Annotated in this window: 11 protein-coding genes; 7 read left to right on the top strand and 4 right to left on the bottom strand. The window is 73.3% G+C overall.

The window, feature by feature from the left end; all coding sequences use genetic code 11:
• The first annotated feature begins 153 nt into the window (after nucleotides 1-153).
• On the top strand, nucleotides 154-531 hold the full coding sequence (locus QFW81_RS05280) for a putative signal transducing protein (RefSeq protein WP_280577567.1): 378 nt from the start codon (nucleotides 154-156) through the stop codon (nucleotides 529-531).
• 235 nt (nucleotides 532-766) lie between these two features.
• Nucleotides 767-3,139, top strand: a complete 2,373-nt coding sequence (locus QFW81_RS05275; RefSeq protein ID WP_280577566.1) for a Tex family protein — start codon at nucleotides 767-769, stop codon at nucleotides 3,137-3,139.
• A gap of 204 nt (nucleotides 3,140-3,343) precedes the next feature.
• On the opposite strand, the gene QFW81_RS05270 is transcribed toward QFW81_RS05275, so the two are convergent.
• Entirely contained in the window at nucleotides 3,344-6,325 is a 2,982-nt protein-coding gene (locus QFW81_RS05270) for a diguanylate cyclase (RefSeq protein WP_280577565.1), read from the bottom strand.
• Nucleotides 6,326-6,448: 123 nt separating this feature from the next.
• Between QFW81_RS05270 and QFW81_RS05265 the strand changes: the two genes are divergently transcribed.
• Entirely contained in the window at nucleotides 6,449-6,658 is a 210-nt protein-coding gene (locus QFW81_RS05265; RefSeq protein WP_425603981.1) for an oxidoreductase-like domain-containing protein, read from the top strand.
• A 130-nt stretch (nucleotides 6,659-6,788) separates the two neighbouring features.
• Here QFW81_RS05265 and mnmG read toward each other — a convergent pair whose 3' ends face one another.
• Together mnmG and QFW81_RS05255 are read right to left on the bottom strand one after the other, a co-directional pair.
• Nucleotides 6,789-8,699, bottom strand: a complete 1,911-nt coding sequence (mnmG, locus tag QFW81_RS05260) for a tRNA uridine-5-carboxymethylaminomethyl(34) synthesis enzyme MnmG (protein ID WP_280577564.1) — start codon at nucleotides 8,697-8,699, stop codon at nucleotides 6,789-6,791.
• A gap of 477 nt (nucleotides 8,700-9,176) precedes the next feature.
• Nucleotides 9,177-9,863, bottom strand: a complete 687-nt coding sequence (locus QFW81_RS05255; protein WP_280577563.1) for a hypothetical protein — start codon at nucleotides 9,861-9,863, stop codon at nucleotides 9,177-9,179.
• Between the two features lie 123 nt (nucleotides 9,864-9,986).
• On the opposite strand from QFW81_RS05255, the gene QFW81_RS05250 reads away from it, so the two are divergent.
• The 4 genes from QFW81_RS05250 to QFW81_RS05235 all read left to right on the top strand — a co-directional run bounded on the left by QFW81_RS05250 (nucleotide 9,987) and on the right by QFW81_RS05235 (nucleotide 13,342).
• A complete protein-coding gene (locus tag QFW81_RS05250; RefSeq protein WP_280577561.1) occupies nucleotides 9,987-10,952 on the top strand; it encodes a pyridoxal-phosphate dependent enzyme in 966 nt (321 codons plus the stop codon).
• Entirely contained in the window at nucleotides 10,949-11,560 is a 612-nt protein-coding gene (locus QFW81_RS05245; RefSeq protein WP_280577559.1) for a YdcF family protein, read from the top strand. The genes QFW81_RS05250 and QFW81_RS05245 overlap by 4 nt, the downstream gene beginning before the upstream one ends.
• A gap of 156 nt (nucleotides 11,561-11,716) precedes the next feature.
• On the top strand, nucleotides 11,717-12,142 hold the full coding sequence (locus QFW81_RS05240; RefSeq protein ID WP_280577558.1) for a ketosteroid isomerase-related protein: 426 nt from the start codon (nucleotides 11,717-11,719) through the stop codon (nucleotides 12,140-12,142).
• Between the two features lie 30 nt (nucleotides 12,143-12,172).
• Nucleotides 12,173-13,342 carry a glycoside hydrolase family 16 protein gene (locus tag QFW81_RS05235; protein ID WP_280577557.1) on the top strand — a complete coding sequence of 390 codons (1,170 nt, stop codon included), beginning with the start codon at nucleotides 12,173-12,175 and terminating at the stop codon, nucleotides 13,340-13,342.
• An 87-nt stretch (nucleotides 13,343-13,429) separates the two neighbouring features.
• On the opposite strand, the gene QFW81_RS05230 is transcribed toward QFW81_RS05235, so the two are convergent.
• Nucleotides 13,430-14,026, bottom strand: a complete 597-nt coding sequence (locus QFW81_RS05230) for a hypothetical protein (RefSeq protein WP_280577556.1) — start codon at nucleotides 14,024-14,026, stop codon at nucleotides 13,430-13,432.
• Nucleotides 14,027-14,474: the final 448 nt, after the last annotated feature.

Genomic DNA, 14,474 nt, shown 5'->3' with positions numbered 1-14,474 from the left:
CTGCGGCGCGACACCGCACTGGTGGACAGGACGCCGCTCCGGCGCACGCGCACTCGCGCGTGCCGGCGGCGGAGGCGCGCGCGTTCACCGCGGCATCCGCGCGCTAGCGTAGCCTGTCGTCCACACCGGCGCATGCGCGCCCTGGACGCAGGCATGTTCACCACCGTCGCCAGCTATCTCGATCCGATCGAAGCGCAGATCGCGCGCGGCCTGCTCGTCGCCGAGGGCATCGACGCGCACGTCGGCGACGAACACCTGTCGGTCGCGAACTGGGAGTGGCGGCTGGCGATCGGCGGCGCCCGCGTGCGCGTGGCCGATGCCGATGCCGAACGCGCGCGCGCCATCCTGCGCGCGATGGACGCGGGCGAGTATGCGATCGACGACGACGCGGGGCCGGCCGATGCGCAACTGCAGACGCCGGACCGCGAGTCGCCCTCCAGCCGCCTGGCGTGGCTGGCGTTCATGCTGCTCAGCCTGCCGTTGCCGTGGCGCCGTCGGGCGCGCGGCGACACCGTGGTGCGCGAGGCCTGACTGCGCGCCGGGGTGGCCGCGTGCCGTCCGCCGGATGCATCGCGCGACGCGACCCGCCTTCGGCCGGCGCGCGCCGGCATCCCGTTCGCAGCGAGCACGCTTTGCGGATACGGATGCGGACCCCATGCGGCAGTCGGCACAGTGCGGGCGCAGGGTTGTCAACGGGTTCCTGCCCGCGCCCGCGATTGCCACAATCGCGCTTCCGCGGCGCTGCGCCGCAAGCCGCACGGCCCACATGCCCGCACTTTCTCCCGCGCTCGCGCGCAAGATTTCGCAGACGATCGCCGAGGAGATCGGCGCGAAACCCGAGCAGGCCATCGCCGCGATCGCCCTGCTCGACGAAGGCGCCACCGTGCCCTTCATCGCCCGCTACCGCAAGGAAGTCACCGGCGGGCTGGACGACACCCAGCTGCGCACCCTGGAAGTGCGCCTGACCTACCTGCGCGAGCTCGAGGACCGCCGTGCGGCGATCCTCGACAGCATCGCCGAACAGGACAAGCTCGACGACACCCTGCGTGCCGACATCGAGGCCGCCGACAGCAAGGCGCGGCTGGAAGACCTGTACCTGCCGTACAAGCCCAGGCGCCGCACCCGTGCGCAGATCGCGCGCGAAGCCGGTCTGGAGCCGCTGGCCGACGGTCTGCTCGCCGATCCCACCCGCGTGCCGGAGGACTTCGCCGCGCAGTTTGTCGATGCGGACAAGGGCGTGGCCGACGCGAAGGCCGCGCTCGAAGGCGCGCGCGCGATCCTGATCGAGCGCTGGGGCGAAGACGCCGCGCTGGTCGGCGAGTTGCGCGCGTGGCTGGGCGAGGTCGGCCTGGTCCGCGCGAAAGTGGTCGAAGGCAAGCAGACGGCCGGCGAGAAGTTCCGCGACTACTTCGACCATGCCGAGCCGCTGGCGAAGATTCCCTCGCACCGGTTCCTGGCCCTGCTGCGCGGGCGGCGCGAGGAGTTCCTGAGCCTCGACCTCGACCCGGGCGCCGACGCCGACGCCGGCCATCTGTACGCGGAAGGGCGCGTGGCGCTGCACGCGGGCATCCGCGACCAGGGCCGCGCCGCGGATGCCTGGCTGCGCAGCGCCTGCCGCCTGGCATGGAAGGCGCGGCTGCACCTGCATCTGGTGATCGACCTGTTCGCGCAGGCGCGCGAACGTGCGGAAGCCGAGGCGATCGCGGTGTTCGGCGACAACCTGAAAGACCTGCTGCTGGCGGCGCCCGCGGGGCCGAAAGCCGTGCTCGGGCTGGATCCGGGCCTGCGCACCGGGGTCAAGGTCGCGGTGGTCGACGCTACCGGCAAGCTGGTCGCCACCGACACCATCTACCCGCACGAGCCGCGACGGCAGTGGGACGCCTCGCTCGCCACACTGGCGAAGCTGTGCACCGCACATGGCGTGCAGCTGGTGGCGATCGGCAACGGCACCGCGTCGCGCGAGACCGACCGCCTCGCCGGCGACCTGCTCAAGCGCTGCGGCGAGCTGAAGATGCAGAAGCTGGTGGTCAGCGAAGCCGGCGCGTCGGTGTACTCGGCCTCGGAGCTGGCGGCGAAGGAGTTTCCGCAGCTGGACGTGTCGCTGCGCGGCGCGGTGTCGATCGCGCGGCGGCTGCAGGATCCGCTGGCCGAGCTGGTGAAGATCGAACCCAAGGCGATCGGCGTGGGCCAGTACCAGCACGACGTCGACCAGTTCAAGCTGGCGCGGGCGCTGGACGCGCGCGTGGAGGACTGCGTGAACGCGGTCGGCGTGCACGTCAACACCGCGTCCGCGCCGCTGCTGGCGCGCGTGGCCGGGCTGTCGTCGACGGTGGCCGAGAACATCGTGCTGCACCGCGATGCCAACGGGCCGTTCCGGCGCCGCCGCGACCTGCTCAAGGTGCCGCGCCTGGGCGAGAAGACGTTCGAGCAGTGCGCCGGCTTCCTGCGCATCGCCGACGGCGACGAGCCGCTCGATGCCTCGGCGGTGCACCCGGAGGCCTACCCGGTGGTCGAGCGCATCGTGCAGGCCACCGGCAGGCCGATCCAGGCGCTGGTCGGCGATGCCGGCTTCGTGCGTGCGCTCAAGGCCCGCGAGTTCACCGACGCGCGCTTCGGCGAGCCGACGGTGCGCGACATCCTGGCCGAGCTGGAGAAGCCTGGCCGCGACCCGCGCCCGGAATTCAGGGCCGCGCAGTTCGCCGACGGCGTCGAGGACATCAAGGACCTGCGCGAGGGCATGATCCTGGAGGGCGTGGTGAGCAACGTCGCCGCGTTCGGCGCCTTCGTCGACATCGGCGTGCACCAGGACGGACTGGTCCACATCTCCGCGCTCGCCGACCGCTACGTCAAGGATCCGCGCGATGTGGTCAAGGCCGGCGACATCGTCCGGGTGAAGGTGCTGGAGGTGGACGTGGCGCGCAAGCGCATCGCCCTGACCCGGCGCCTGGATGACGCGCCCGCGCCGCGGCCGCCGCGCGCCGATGGCGGACACCGCGGCGACGGCGCAGCCCGCAACGACGGCGGGTCCCGCGAACCGGCGCGCCGCGGCAGGCCCGGCACAGGCGGCGCTGCGAAGCCGTCCGCCCCACCCGCCGACAACGCCCTCGCAGACGCCTTCGCTCGCGCGCGCCGCCGATAGCCGCGACACCGCGCATCCCGTAGCCCGTAGTCCGTCGCCCGGATAAGCGCAGCGCATCCGGGTCGCGCGACCCCCGGGTGAGTGACGCCTTCCTCGTCCGCGTGCCGTGCACGCGCGGTGTCGTTGCTTTCGCCCGACGCTCTACATGCGCGGACTATGGGACGCTCACCCGGATGCGCTGCGCTTATCCGGGCTACCGACAGGCTACGCGGCGGCCACGCGGTTGCGGCCGAGGCGCTTGGCTTCGTAGAGCGCGACGTCGGCCCGCTGCAGCAGCTGGTCCGGCCCTTCCTGCCCCGTGCGCGCCACCACGCCGGCGCTGATGGTGCAGGCGATCGGCTCCGCGTGGTCGGGACCGAGGCGCAGCGCGGCGACGTCGGCGCGGGCCCGCTCGAGCAGGGCGACGGCGTCGTCCCGGCAGGTGTCGCGCAGCACCACCACGAATTCCTCGCCGCCCGTGCGGCCGACGAACACGTTGCCCCGCTGCAGCGAGGCCTGCAGCTGCAGCGCGACCCGCGCCAGCACCCGGTCCCCGACGTGGTGGCCGTAGCGATCATTGACGTGCCTGAAGCGGTCGACGTCGACCAGCGCCGCGCACAGCGGCGCGTGCACCAGATCGGCGTGCTGGAGGGCGGACGAGAGCTGCTGGTCGCTGGCGCGGCGGTTGGGCAATCCGGTCAGGGGGTCGTGGCTGGCCTGGTGCAGCAGCCGTTCCATCAGCTGTTCGCGCTGGCGCGAGGCATCCTCCAGCTGGCGGTTGGTCTCGCGCAGGCGCGCGGTGTGACGCGCCACTTCCGCCTCCAGGCGACGCTGCCGCATGCGCTGGTGCCGCCCCAGCGCATGGTGCAGGCCCAGTGGCGCCAGCAGGCCCAGCAACAGCGCCGGCAGCACCATCCACGGTCGTGTCCACCACGGCGCGGCGACATCGAACGTGAGATCCGCGCGGCCGGCCGGATGCGCCCAGTCCGCAGGCGCGCGCGCGACCTGCACCTCGAACCGCAGCCGACCCGGCGGCAGATTGGTATAGGTCACCTCGCGCGCCTGCCCGGCCTCGATCCAGTCCTCATCCAGCCCATGCATACGGTAGCGGTAGCGCAGCGCGCCGGGATGCCGCAGGCTGATCCCGGCGTAGCGGATCGATACCCGCGCCCCCGGCGGCAGCGCGTGCCCGTCCATCGCCGGGCGATCGATGCCGTCGACCTGCAGGCGTCCGATCACCAGCGGCACGTCGCCCGCCGGCGGCAGCGCCACCCGCGCCGGGTCGAACACCGCGATCCCGGCGGCGGTCGGGAACCAGAGCGCGCCATCGTCCATGCGCCAGCCCGCCGGCGCGCTGCCGCCGTTGGCCTGGCGGCTGGGCACGCCGTCCTCGCGTCCGAACACCTGCAGGTCCAGTCGCGCCGATTCCCCCTGCCGGAAGGCGCGCAGCGCCTCGCGCGCGATCCGGAACACGCCGTGGTTGCCGCTGGCCCACAGGTGACCGGCCTGGTCCATCAGCACCCGGAACACGGTGCTGCCGGGCAGGCCCTGGGCGCGGCCGTACAGCCGGTACACGCCGTCGCGATGCAGCACCAGGCCGCGGTCGCTCGCGATCCACAGGCCGCCGTCGGGATCGGGCAGGAAGTCGAAGGCCGACAGCGCCGGGTATTCGGCTTCGGTGGTCGGCACGACGAGGTGTCCACCGGGTTCGCGCCTGGCCAGCCCGCCGAGCTGGCCGATCCACAGCGCGCCGTCGGCATCCAGGTGCAGCGCGCGCACCGGCAGGCGCGGCAGCCCGGGCAGCGGGTCGGGGTCGAGCGCACCGTCGCGCCACGCGGCCAGCCCCTGCTCGGTGCCGATCCACAGGGTGCCGTCGGGCGCTTCGAGCAGCGCGCGCACCTGGGCGGTGGACAGCGGGGCGGATGCGGGCAGCAGTGCGCGTGCGATCGCCGGCCGGCCCGCGGACACGCGCAGCACGCCGCGGTTGTAGGTACCCGCCCACACCCCGCCGTCGCCGGCGCGCGCCAGCGACAGCACCGAGGCCGGGGGCTGGTCCGGGGCCAGCACCACCGTCTCGGGCCGGCCGTCGCGGATCCGCGACAGGCCCAGCGAATGCCCGATCCAGGCCTGGCCGTCGGCCGTCTGCAGGACGCTGCGCACATAGTCGGTGGGCAGGCCTTCGCGCTCGCCGAAACCCCAGACCGGGCCGTCGGCGATCCGGAACAGGCCATGGGTGGTGCCGAACCAGACCAGCCCCTCGCGATCCTCGAACAACGCGCCGGTGGCATAGCCCGAGATCCCGTGGCGGGCATCCAGCCGCTCCCACCGGCCGCGCCAGTGGCGCAGCACCACGCTCTCGGTGCCCGTCACCCACAGGGCGCCGTGGCCATCCTGCAGCAGGGCCTCCGCGCGCTCGGGCCGCTGGCGCGACAGCCGGCCTGCGCGCAGCCGCCAGACACCGGTGTCTCCGGCGATCCAGACATCACCATCGCCGGTGGCCGTGAGCGCGCGGACTTCGCCCCGCGGCAGGCCCAGCTGCTCGCCCAGCGGTTCGATCCGGCCCGCGTGCCAGCGCGACAGGCCGCGCGCATGGCCGATCCAGAGGCTGCCGTCCTCGCGTGCCAGCAGCGACAGCGGCGACAGGGCGGCCACCTCCGCTCCGCCCTCGACCTGCGTGCACCGGCCATCGGGCGCAAGCCGGAACAGGCCGTCCCGGGCGGCCACCCACGGCCGGCCATCGCGTCCGGCGGCCAGGCGCGCCACGGCCTGGAGCGTCGTGCCTGCGCAGGCCGGCGCCACCTCGCCCGTCGGCGCCACCCGCATCAGTCCGAGGGAGTCGAGGCCGACCAGCAGCCCGTCTTCGGCGTCGCGCCACAGCATGCGCGATGCCAGCGGGCGCCCGTCGGGATGCCGCAGGCCTGCGACTTCGGTGAACGCCACGCCATCGAAACGCGACGTGCCTTCCCAGCCAGTCAGCCACAGGTAGCCGTCGCCGGCCTGCGCGATGTCGTGGACCTGGCTGTGCGGCAGGCCATCGTCGGCGGTCCAGCGGGTCACGGTGTAGCGGTCGGCGGGCAGCGACGGGTCGAGCGCGATCGCCTGTCCCGCGCACGCGAGCCAGGCCCACGCCCACAGGCACGCGAACGCGCGCAGACGCCGTGGCCGGCGCGCGCGCGCGGCCAGCCTGGATGCACTCGATCGTGGCATGCCCTGCAACGTGCCCCTGTTCACGTCTTCACAGTCTAGCGCGCGAGATCCCCGCTCCGTTCGCCGCCGCGTCGTGCGCGATCGCACAACGGGACGTTGCGCACACATCGACATGCGCGAACATTGGCATTCCGCATCCCGAGGCCCGCGCACCTGCACCAGCCCGCGCCCGCAGACGACGATCCCCGCCCGCAACCGCCGGAGCCGCCACTGCCGTCGGACTGCTGCGACGGCGGCTGCGACCCGTGCGTGTACGACCTGCACGCCGAGGCGATGCGCGACTACCGCGAGCGGCTGGAGCGCTGGCGCCGGCGACACCCCGGCGCCGACTGATCGGCGCGACGGCTCACTCCGCAGATGTGGCGGCGGACAACTCCTCGAATGCGAGCATTCGACCGCCTTCCAGCACCGGCGCGAAGCGGCGGATCCGGCGAGGACGGCGACGCCCGGGGCGAGGAAGAACTCAGCCGGCTGCGCGTGAGGCGGCCGTCGCGGGCGCGCGCCAGCGCGCCAGATGCACCAGCAGCAACGAGACCGCCGCGGGCGTCATGCCCGGGATCCGCTGCGCCTGCCCCACCGTCTGCGGGCGCACGCGTGCGAGCTTCTGCGCCGCTTCCGCCGACAGGCCCCGCACCTGCGCGTAGTCGAATCCGTCGGGAATCGTCGTGGACTCGTTGCGCTGCGCACGCGCGATCTCGTCGCGCTGGCGCTGCAGGTAGCCGGCGTACCTGGTCTCGATCTCGACCTGTTCGGCCACGTCGGCAGCGACCGGGGCCGGCGACGCGAACGCCTGCAGCGAGGCGAGCGCGGCGTAGTCGAGTTCCGGACGGCGCAGCAGGTCGAGCGCACTGGCCTCGCGGCTGAGTTCGATGCCAAGCGTGCCGATCGCCTCGCGGCCGGCCGCGTTGTTCGGCGACGCCCACAGGCCGCCCAGGCGCGCGGTCTCGCGTTCGATCGCCTCGCGCTTGGCGTCGAAGCGCGACCAGCGCGCGTCGTCGACCAGTCCCAGATCGCGGCCGACCGGCGTCAGGCGCAGGTCGGCGTTGTCCTCGCGCAGCTGCAGCCGGTACTCGGCGCGCGAGGTGAACATGCGATACGGCTCGGTGGTGCCATGGGTGATCAGGTCGTCCACCAGCACGCCCAGATAGGCCTGGTCGCGGCGCGGCGACCACGGCGCGAGGTCGCTTGCGAAGCGCGCCGCATTGACGCCCGCCAGCAGCCCCTGCGCCGCGGCTTCCTCGTAGCCGGTGGTGCCGTTGATCTGGCCGGCGAAGAACAGGCCGGCCACCGCCTTGGTCTCGAGCGAACTCTTCAGCCCGCGCGGATCGAAGAAATCGTATTCGATCGCGTAGCCCGGCCGGGTGATGTGCGCGCGTTCGAAGCCGGCGATCGAACGCACCAGGCCGAGCTGCACGTCGAACGGCAGCGAGGTGGAGATGCCGTTGGGATAGATCTCGACCACGCCCAGCCCCTCGGGCTCGACGAACACCTGGTGGCTGGCCTTGTCGGCGAAGCGCACCACCTTGTCCTCGATGCTCGGGCAGTAGCGCGGGCCGATGCCCTCGATCTGGCCGGAATACATCGGCGAACGATGCAGCGCGCCGCGGATGATGTCGTGCGTGCGCGCGGTAGTGTGGGTGATCCAGCACGACACCTGCGGCGGGTGGTCGTCGCGCGAGCCGGTGAACGAGAACACCGGGCGCGGATCGTCGCCCGGCTGCTCGGCCATCACCGCATAGTCCAGCGTGCGGCCGTCGATGCGCGGCGGGGTGCCGGTCTTCAGGCGGTCCACCACGAACGGACGCTCGCGCAGCTTCGCCGCCAGCGTGGTCGCGGGCGGATCGCCCATGCGCCCGGCGGCGTACTGCGTCTCGCCGATATGCACCTTGCCGGCGAGGAAGGTGCCGGCGGTCAGCACCACCGCCGGTGCGTCGAAGCGCAGGCCGGTCTGGGTGATCGCGCCGCGCACGGCGTCGCCCTCGATCACCAGATCGTCGACCGCGGCCTGGAACACGGTGAGCCCCGGCTGGTGTTCGACCGCATGGCGGACGAAGGCGCGGTACAGGGCGCGGTCGGCCTGCGCGCGCGTCGCCCGCACGGCCGGGCCCTTGGACGCGTTCAACCGCCGCCACTGGATGCCCGCGGCATCGGCGGCCCTGGCCATGAGTCCGCCCAGCGCGTCGATCTCGCGCACCAGGTGGCCCTTGCCGATGCCGCCGATGGCCGGGTTGCAGCTCATCGCGCCCACGGTGTCGATGCTGTGGGTCAGCAGCAGGGTGCGCGCGCCGGCGCGCGCGGACGCCAGCGCGGCCTCGGTGCCGGCATGGCCGCCGCCGATCACGATGACGTCGTAGCGGTGGAAGTCGTGGCTCATGCGGATCGGGTCGGCGCGCGGAAGGTGCGCGGGGAAGGTCGGACGCGCCGCGGATTGTTCGCGGACCCGTCCCGGCGCGCAAGCCGCATCCAACGCAGCGGCGGGCAGTTGGCACGCTTCCTGCGAACCTTCTCCCTGCACCCGGGATGGCAAGCGCCAAGGGGGGCGCGGCCGGAGATTGGAACAGGGCTGGCCATGCACAACCCGGGGAAGCAAAGGGGCCGGATGTCGGGGGACATCCGGCCCCATTCTTTTGCATGGGCACCGCGAACCACGGGGGGCGGCGCCGGGCGCCTCGGGTCAGGAGGCGCCGACGCCCGGCGGGAGCGGAACAGGGGGGATCCGGTATCCCCCGCCGGGTGTCGACAAGCGGAACGCTTTTCGTCTCTTTCAGGACCGGTTACGTCGGAATCCGACGCATCCGGTCAGCCCGGCTAGCTTGAACGTCCCCGGGGCGTCGCGCAAGTGGTCCCGGACCTATTCTTCCTGCCGCCGGTCGGGTCGCGAGATCGCCCGGCGTTCCATCCGCGGCGCGCTACGCGGTTCCTGGCGCGGCGCCGACATGGTCGGGCGCGGCGCGGCGCGCGGCTCCATGCGCGGGGCCGGCGATGGCGCCATCGGCCGCGACGGCGCACGGCGGACCGGCTGGCCCTGCGCCTGCGGCGCCGGACGCATGGACGGCCGCGACAGCGGCTGCCCCATCTCGCGCCGGATCGGACGCGGCGTCATCTGCGCCTGCTGGGGCTGCGACTGCGGCACGCTGCGCCGGCGCGGCGGCTGTTTGCCGCCGGTCACGCGCTCGGCGGCGTCCGGGGGTTCGGGCGTGTCGGGGCGGTGGGGAGGACGCGGACGCGGCGGGCGCGGGTAGTAGTAGGGCCAGCCGCCGCCATAGCCATAGCCATAGCCGCCGTAATACGGCGAGTAGTACGGCGAATGGCGGTAGTAGCTGCCGCCGTAACCGCCGCCATAGGGATAGCCGTAGCCGACGCCGCCATACCAGCTCCCGCCGCTGCGGCTCAGCGAGCCGTAGGGACGACCGTAGTAATAGTCGGAAGCGCCGCCGTGGTAGTAGTCGCCGCCGCCGTAGCCGCGCGAGTAGTCGTAGCTGGCGCACCCGGCCAAGGCGGCCGCGGCCACCAGGGCGATGAGAAACCTGCGGACCATGGTGGATCCCCCGTGATGCGAGGATCCAGCATCGGCGCGGCGCATTGAATCCGTGCTTAACCCTTCCGGGCGCGCGTTGTGCTTCCTGAACACGGGGCGCGACGATCGGCTAGGCTGTCGGCCATGCCCGCCAGCACGCCGCTCCCGCAGTTCGACGACGTACTGGACGCCGCGGCACGGATCGCGCCGCACGCACGTGCGACGCCGGTGCTGCGCGCAGATGCGCTCGACGCCGCGGCCGGGGCCTCGCTGCTGTTCAAGGCCGAACCCCTGCAGCACGGCGGCGCTTTCAAGTTCCGCGGCGCGTGCAACGCGGTGTTCTCGCTGTCCGACGCCGAGGCCGCGCGCGGCGTGGTCACGCATTCGTCCGGCAACCACGGCGCCGCGCTGGCGCTGGCCGCGCGCCGGCGCGGCATCGCCTGCCATGTGGTCGCGCCGCAGGGCGCGGCGGCCCCGAAGCTGGCGCTGATCGCGGCGCAGGGCGCGGTGCTGCATCGCTGCGAGCCGACGATCGCCGCACGCGAGGCGATGTGCGAACGGGTCCGACAGGCCACCGGCGCCACCCTGGTGCACCCCTATGCCGACGCCCGCGTGATCGCCGGCCAGGGGACCGCGACGCTGGAACTGCTGGCCGAGGCGCCCGGGCTCGACCTGCTGGTGGTGCCGGTCGGGGGCGGTGGCCTGGCCTCGGGGGCCGCGCTCGCGCTGTCCGGCTGCGCGCCGGGGCTGCCGCTGGTGCTGGCCGAACCCGCCGGCGCCGCCGACACCCTGCGTTCGCTGCGCGGCGGCGTGCGCGACGTCGACTTCGTGCCCGACACGGTCTGCGACGGCCTGCGCGGCACCCTGGGCGAACCGAACTTCCGCATCCTGCACGGCTACGGCGCCGAGGTGGTGGCGGTGGACGACGCCGACACCATCGCGGCGATGCGACTGCTGCTCACCCGGCTGAAGCTGCTGGTGGAGCCCTCCGCGGCGATCGCGCTCGCGGCGGTGCTGGCGCAACCGGCGCGGTTCGCCGGTCGCCGCGTGGGCATCGTGCTGTCGGGCGGCAACGTCGATCCCGACACCCTGCCGTGGGCGGCGCGATGAGGCGGCCCGCCCGTCCGCGCAGGCGCGCGCTGCGCTGGCTGTCGCGGCTGCTGCTGCTCGCCGCGGCGTGGCTGTGCGGCGTGGCGGCGTGGATCCACTGGACCGGCGAACGCGACGACGCGCGGGCCGCGGACGCGATCATCGTGCTCGGGGCCGCGGCCTACGACGCGGTCCCCTCGCCCGTGTTCCGCGCCCGCATCGAGCACGGGCTGGACCTGTACCGCGACGGGTTCGCACCCGTCCTGGTGTTCACCGGCGGCTACGGCGGCGGCGGCGCGCGGTTCGCCGAATCGCAGGTGGCGCGGCGCTACGCGATCCGCGCCGGCATCCCGGAGGACGCGATCCTGATCGAGTCTTCCTCGCAGACCACCTACCAGAACCTGTTCGAGGCGCGGCGGCTGATGCTCGAGCATGGGCTCGAGCGCGCGATCATCGTCAGCGATCCGCTGCACATGGCGCGTGCGCTGCGGCTGTGTCGCGGCCTGGGCATCGACGCGGTCGGCTCGCCGACGCCGAGCACGCGCTTCCGCTCGTTCCGCACCCGCTGGGAATTCCTTGCGCGCGAGGTGTACTTCTTCCATCGCGACCTGGTGGTCGCGCCGCAGTAGGCGTGCGGCGCGCCGCGTCTGCGGCCGTCCGCTCGTGATCCCTCGGCAGGGCACGCCCTGCTGCGGCGCAACCGTGGCGCGAACCACGAGGGGCCTAGTACTGCGCCGCGCTATCATCCCGGACGCGCGGATCGCCGCGCGCCCGGGATCCACGCGATGCGCATCGACGGCAACCGCCTCCACGACCGCGCCACCGAACTGGTGCTGGCCTACTACGCCGCATTCAACCGCCATGATCGCGAGGCGATGCTGGCGCTGCTGGACGAACAGGTGGTGCACGATCCCAACCAGGGCCCACGCGAAACCGGACGCGAGGCGTTCGCCGCCTTCATGGCGCGCATGGACCGCTGCTACCGCGAACAGCTGCACGGAATCGTGGTGATGGCGACCGCCGACGGCGAGCGCGCCGCCGCCGAGTACGTGGTCCACGGCGAGTACCTGGCCGACGACGAGGGCCTGCCGCCGGCCCGCGGCCAGCGCTACTCGCTGCCGGGCGGTGCGTTCTTCGACATCCGCGACGGCCGCATCGCGCGCGTGAGCAACCACTACAACCTGCAGGACTGGCTGGCGCAGGTGCGCTGACGCCTGCCCAAGCCGTCCGGAGCACGCCGCATGCCCTGTCGCCCGTCCGCCATGTTGCGCACCGCGCTGCTGCTGGCCTGCCTGTCCTCCACCGCCTGCGCCGCGCCCCTACCCGCGCGTGAGGCGGGCGGACCGCGCGCATCCGCACCCGCCGCGACCGCCTTCGACACCCTGGCCTGGTCGGACGAGTTCGACACCGCCAATGCCGACGACTGGACGTTCGAGACCGGCGGGCACGGGTGGGGCAACCAGGAACTGCAGTACTACACCGACGGCAGCAACGCCTTCATCCAGTACGACGCGCTGGCCGGCAGCCGGGTGCTGGTGATCGAGGCGCGCCGCGGCGCGCCCGCCGGGGCCAGCTGCTGGTACGGCGCATGCCAGTACAGCTCCACGCGCATGATCTCGCGCGGCAAGCGCGAGTTCCGGCACGGCCGCATCGAGGCCCGCATCCGCCTGCCGCAGACCCAGGGCATCTGGCCCGCGTTCTGGATGCTGGGCGCCAACCTCGACCAGGTCGGCTGGCCGCAGAGCGGCGAGATCGACATCATGGAACACGTCGGTTTCGAGCCCACGCTCACCCATGGCGCGCTGCACGGCCCCGGGTATTCGGGCAACACGCCCTTCAGCGGCACCCACGACCTGGGCGAGCGCGCCGATGCGCGCTACCACGTGTACGCGGTGGAATGGGACGCGGCCGGCATCCGCTGGTTCGTCGACGGCCAGCCGTTCTACAGCCTCACCCGCGCCCAGGTCGAGGCGCGCGGGCCATGGGTGTTCGACCAGCCGTTCTTCCTGCTGCTCAACGTCGCCGTCGGCGGCAGCTGGCCCGGCAGTCCGGACACCTCCAGCATGTTCCCGCAGCGCATGTACGTGGACTGGGTGCGGGTCTACCAGCCCGCGCCGCCGCGCATCCGCCGCAACGGGGCGCAGCCGCTGGCGCCGCCAGGTGCCGCGCGACCTCCATCGTCGGCGCCTGCGCCGCGGCGGACCTCCCTTGCCGCGTCTGCGGCGGCACCTGCAGCGCAGGCGCCCACGCGGCCGGCGCTGGCGCCCCTGCTGCGCCTGGGCGTACCGGCCGCGGCCGGTACGCGCGCGATCGCGTGCGACAGGAACGATGGGCGAGACGACACTCCGGCCTGTGCGGATGCGACCGGAGACGCCCGCGTGGCCCCACCTCCGACCCGCACGCCTCGCTGACGTCGAGGCCGCGACACGGGTATTCGATCTGGCTCGCGCCCGCGAGTCCGGGACCCGCCCCGATCGGCGGGCACCGTCGGACCAGCCTCAGAGTTCGCTGCCGTAGCGGGCCAGGCCTTCGCTGAGCAGGTAGCGCGTCGCCGCTGCGCGCCGGTCCAGTTCGAACCCCTCGAGCACGTCGACCAGCTGGCGGAAGGCCGTGCAGCGCGCGTCGCGGCTGGCGGCGTCGCGGCCGGTGCTGGTCAGGCCGAGCATGAAGCCGTCGTGCAGCATCATCCCGGTGACGGTGGCGGCCTTGAGCGCCTGTTCGCCGACGGCCGGCTCGTACGCCTGCGGCGCGTTCTGCAGGCCATTGACGGCGACCGCGGTCACCGCGTCCACGAACCGCAGGCGGCTGTCGGGCCCGAGCGAATTGGCCACCCGCTGCAGGCCGACCAGGCTGCGGTCGGCGTCGGGTTCGAACAGCGCGCACAGGCCACGCGCCTCGCGCTCGTTGCGCGACGCGTAATGCACCGCCTTGAACAGGCGGTCGATGTCGGCATCGGGCGCGCGCAGCAGCACGTCGTTGGCACCGGCGATGACCTGCATCGGATCGATGCCCGACAGGTCCACGCGCGAGGACTGCGCCTGCGCGCCGAGCGCGGGCACCAGCGACAGGCACAGCGCGGCGATCAGGGGTTTCATCAGGGGTGTCTTCACGGCGACGGGAGCGCCGTGAGTCTATGCGGGACGGTCTGAATCACGCCGTGCCGCACGGCCGCGGCGTCCCATTGGCCGCCACCGCGACAGCGGCCACATCCGGATGCCCGGGACGCGAGTGCGATGCAACGTGCGGTTCGCCCCGGGTGCGCTGCGCTTACCCGGGCTACGGATGGGGTAAACGTCATCGCGGCGCCGGGCGCCAGCCGTAGCCCGGATCAGGCCGGAGGCCGCATCCGGGTTCGCGGGGCGCGACCGGCGATGCAGCGCGGAGTTGCCCCGGGTGCGCTGCGCTTGCCCGGGCTACGGAGGGGTAGACGTCATCGCGGCGCCGGGCGCCAGCCGTAGCCCGGATAAGGCCGGAGGCCGCATCCGGGTTCGCGGGGCGTGACCGGCGACGCAGCGCGGTTTTGCCCCGGGTGCGCTGCGCTTG

Source organism: Luteimonas kalidii, from assembly GCF_029887935.1.
Classification (GTDB): domain Bacteria; phylum Pseudomonadota; class Gammaproteobacteria; order Xanthomonadales; family Xanthomonadaceae; genus Luteimonas; species Luteimonas kalidii.
Note: the sequence above shows the minus strand (reverse complement) of the source record. Positions and strands in the feature narration are given on the sequence as shown.

Excerpts from the sequence above, each read along its gene's own strand:
- QFW81_RS05245 (WP_280577559.1), top strand. The coding sequence starts at position 10,949 with ATGAGGCGGCCCGCCCGTCCGCGCAGGCGCGCGCTGCGCTGGCTGTCG.
- QFW81_RS05250 (WP_280577561.1), top strand. The coding sequence starts at position 9,987 with ATGCCCGCCAGCACGCCGCTCCCGCAGTTCGACGACGTACTGGACGCC.
- mnmG (WP_280577564.1), bottom strand. The coding sequence starts at position 8,699 with ATGAGCCACGACTTCCACCGCTACGACGTCATCGTGATCGGCGGCGGC.
- QFW81_RS05270 (WP_280577565.1), bottom strand. The coding sequence starts at position 6,325 with ATGCCACGATCGAGTGCATCCAGGCTGGCCGCGCGCGCGCGCCGGCCA.
- QFW81_RS05240 (WP_280577558.1), top strand. The coding sequence starts at position 11,717 with ATGCGCATCGACGGCAACCGCCTCCACGACCGCGCCACCGAACTGGTG.
- QFW81_RS05280 (WP_280577567.1), top strand. The coding sequence starts at position 154 with ATGTTCACCACCGTCGCCAGCTATCTCGATCCGATCGAAGCGCAGATC.
- QFW81_RS05235 (WP_280577557.1), top strand. The coding sequence starts at position 12,173 with ATGCCCTGTCGCCCGTCCGCCATGTTGCGCACCGCGCTGCTGCTGGCC.
- QFW81_RS05255 (WP_280577563.1), bottom strand. The coding sequence starts at position 9,863 with ATGGTCCGCAGGTTTCTCATCGCCCTGGTGGCCGCGGCCGCCTTGGCC.
- QFW81_RS05275 (WP_280577566.1), top strand. The coding sequence starts at position 767 with ATGCCCGCACTTTCTCCCGCGCTCGCGCGCAAGATTTCGCAGACGATC.
- QFW81_RS05230 (WP_280577556.1), bottom strand. The coding sequence starts at position 14,026 with ATGAAACCCCTGATCGCCGCGCTGTGCCTGTCGCTGGTGCCCGCGCTC.